Here is a 2,455-nt window from a genome sequence, read left to right as displayed (position 1 = left end):
GAGCGCCTCCTTGATGGTGTTGGGTTAAACCCTTTGACAAACCCATCATACCGAGGCGCTCCTTTTCTTTCAAAGTCCAATTCTTAGGACTAACAGGAATGTTTACTTTAACGGACAACGGCAGCCGATCGTATACCGGCTGCCGTTGTGTTGTGCTTGAACTATCGTTATCCGTTAGTTCAATGTTCGATCATTGTCCGGCGACACAAACTTCATATTTTCCGATTCCAGACGCGAAGTCCTGAACCGGGCACAGAATAGCAAAAAGCTTCATATCATGTCATCAGGCCATATATACAATGATGTAAGGTGGGGTGGCATGTTGGCGAACGAATGGCGGCAGCCCGAAGCCCTCAGAAATGTCGGAACGGTATGGCCGCCCGGGATTACCGGCGTCAAGATCTATGGGAACCTTCCTCCGGGAGTGCACTTTATCGGACCGGTACACGGTTACCACCATGTTCCGTATCACATGATTGTACCAATGTACCTTGGCTTTCCGGGCGCCGGCACGTATTTATATTTTTAGCAAATAAAGGCTGCCGCCCGACAGCCTTTATTTTCACCTACACGGCAGCCCGTACAATAGAGAAATTCCAGAAGAGCATACTCAGGTAATAAACAGGCTATGGGATTAATGGATTATTCATTTTAAGTCTATCAAACTCATAAATAGTTCGAAGTATAAACTGACTGTTTTTATCTACCCTTTGAAATATCCCCATATAACCAACATCATTAAAAATAATATACTCCATGCTAGTAAATTCATCAGGTCTATTAGATTGCCAATAATAATGCAATTCTTGTGGGGATTTATACCATAGCCAGTCTAAATCCTTCATTGGCAAACTTTTATGAGAAAGTGCCCAAATACTAAATAGAACATGAGGATCCTCTATTTTTATTTCTGAATTTGGATTCTTGTCATGTAATTCCACAGCAGACTTATGAAGGTTTACATTGATTTCTGAGCTTGCAGAAAAATGAGACACGCCATTTACTTGGCTAAATTCTGCAGAATACTTAGCATCTTGAACATGTTCCTTGAGTTGGCCCCAGTCAAAGTTCGGAGTATAGAAAGATGAAATAACACAAATCAATCCAAAAATTAGCGCTTTAGATAAGTAAGGTTTTTTTCTTTTTTTCACGTAAACCATTCCGATTATAACGCCTGCGGGAATCAGGATACCAAATAAATTTACATAAAAATTGCACAACAGAAAAATCCCAATAATAGTAAGCCACGTTTTCATATCTATGTTTTTTCGCTGATCAAAGTAGGAAAGCAAGAGGAGTACAAGTAAACTAAGCCATAGAAACCATCCCATATTATCCTCCATTCTTTAGGCAGCCTTCTCTTTATTCATCTCTCGTTTCGCGTTAGCTTAATCTGTTATCCATAAACACTAAATGTTTTCTTCACTAGACCATACTATTTGCCCACTTGATCCAATTTCATAAGACCTGTAACGCGTTGCTTTAGACTTTGAAATCATTTCACCATTTGTATCATAAAAATATGAAATTAATCTAACTCCACCATGCTTACACGCGGTCTCAGTCTCTATGTTGATCGCAGGATCGTGATTTTCATCTTTAGGCAAATTCATTAAGGCATGAGCCACTTCATCTATTCCAGTGTGTTTGCGGAATGCCCACTGTCTGGCGCGGTTTCCAGTTAAATCGTAATCCCCAGCGTGTTCGTATAAAATGATTTGCACCGCTCCGTTCTCTAATTCCTTGTTCTCGAAGCATTAGGCAGTCAGACTCTTACCCTTCAGTTCAGCATACTGAAGATTAGTATTGTTTTGCCAGAAATCGTCTTCCGCATTATGAATATAGCCGCATACGCATTCGTACATTTCCAAAATCCCACTTACATAATTGATTACTTGAATAATCATGTTAGGATCGAACTTTGTTTCAATTCGCCCAGTAATCATACTTGTTGAAGCACTTTTTTTATAAATAAACATCTCTCTATCTACTTCGAGGGCAAGCATGAACCGATCGTTTTTCTCGTACTCTTTTCCTAGGCTTCTATAAAGTCTTGATTCATTATAAGTCATCGAGTTTGCTTTTGAGAGAAACGAACCCCTCATTACTTGAGGTTTAAATAATGAGAACTCTTTGAAAATATTCTCAACCCAATCTTTGTTTATGTTTTCATTTCGAATGAGAATTTTAAAATGTAGTTCGGACAAACTCATATTTTCGCCTCTTTTAACATGGTAATTATTTCCTCACCTATTCTACCATAGAAGTGATCAAATCTGCCCAATAGCTTAATTGCAAAAGGAGCAGCTGTCGCGGCATCTGCTCCCTGGTTTGTTTCAACTAACGTTTCCCGTTAGCCGTTCATGCAGCGCAAGACCAGCGCTGCACCACAGAGGATGAAAATGGATAAAATCCGTCAATACTTCTACTACGGCTGGGTGAGGAAGGTCGATCA

At 39.8% G+C, this 2,455-nt stretch carries 4 protein-coding genes; 1 reads left to right on the top strand and 3 read right to left on the bottom strand.

Annotated elements, in window-relative coordinates:
* The first annotated feature begins 277 nt into the window (after nt 1–277).
* On the top strand, nt 278–529 hold the full coding sequence (locus AC58UU_RS39810) for a hypothetical protein (RefSeq protein WP_497323027.1): 252 nt from the start codon (nt 278–280) through the stop codon (nt 527–529).
* A 97-nt stretch (nt 530–626) separates the two neighbouring features.
* On the opposite strand, the gene AC58UU_RS39805 is transcribed toward AC58UU_RS39810, so the two are convergent.
* From AC58UU_RS39805 to AC58UU_RS39795, 3 genes are all read right to left on the bottom strand, one after another.
* Nucleotides 627–1,343 carry a hypothetical protein gene (locus tag AC58UU_RS39805; protein WP_497323026.1) on the bottom strand — a complete coding sequence of 239 codons (717 nt, stop codon included), beginning with the start codon at nt 1,341–1,343 and terminating at the stop codon, nt 627–629.
* A gap of 66 nt (nt 1,344–1,409) precedes the next feature.
* Complete coding sequence (locus AC58UU_RS39800) at nt 1,410–1,724, bottom strand: hypothetical protein (RefSeq protein ID WP_497323025.1); 315 nt, start codon at nt 1,722–1,724, stop codon at nt 1,410–1,412.
* 33 nt (nt 1,725–1,757) lie between these two features.
* Entirely contained in the window at nt 1,758–2,213 is a 456-nt protein-coding gene (locus AC58UU_RS39795; protein WP_497323024.1) for a hypothetical protein, read from the bottom strand.
* Between the last annotated feature and the right edge of the window lie 242 nt (nt 2,214–2,455).

Source organism: Paenibacillus sp. JT22N1 (assembly GCF_059692155.1).
Note: the sequence above shows the minus strand (reverse complement) of the source record. Positions and strands in the feature narration are given on the sequence as shown.

What these genes read in the sequence shown, in the direction of transcription:
- AC58UU_RS39795 (WP_497323024.1), bottom strand. Translation starts at nt 2,213, where the DNA reads ATGAGTTTGTCCGAACTACATTTTAAAATTCTCATTCGAAATGAAAAC.
- AC58UU_RS39805 (WP_497323026.1), bottom strand. Translation starts at nt 1,343, where the DNA reads ATGGAGGATAATATGGGATGGTTTCTATGGCTTAGTTTACTTGTACTC.
- AC58UU_RS39810 (WP_497323027.1), top strand. Translation starts at nt 278, where the DNA reads ATGTCATCAGGCCATATATACAATGATGTAAGGTGGGGTGGCATGTTG.